Origin of the sequence: Vibrio sp. OPT46 (genome assembly GCF_015163535.1) — a bacterium.
GTDB classification, from domain to species: domain Bacteria; phylum Pseudomonadota; class Gammaproteobacteria; order Enterobacterales; family Vibrionaceae; genus Vibrio; species Vibrio alginolyticus.
In genome coordinates, this window is record NZ_JADDYG010000268.1 from 1 (window position 1) to 257 (window position 257).

1 protein-coding gene is annotated in these 257 nt (G+C 41.6%); it reads right to left on the reverse strand.

Annotated elements, in window-relative coordinates:
* On the reverse strand, nt 1-257 hold a 257-nt coding region (locus IQR33_RS12610; protein WP_193843734.1), incomplete at both ends, for an EAL domain-containing protein.

Below are 257 nucleotides of genomic sequence, written 5' to 3' on the forward strand. Positions count from 1 at the left end.
AGCAGCTCTGCCAATTGCGCTATCAAAAACACTACTTGTTCAGAGGTTGTATTTGAGAGCATGTTCTGCACAAAGGTAGCATCGATTTTGATGCTATCAATCGGATAATTGTGTATATAGTTCAAGCTTGAGTATCCCGTACCAAAATCATCCAGTGCGACTTTAAAACCCAAGTATCGCAACGAGTTAAGTACCATCTGTTCACGGCCACTTTGTGAGAGTAAGACGGTCTCGGTGAGCTCTATAACAAAGTCTTT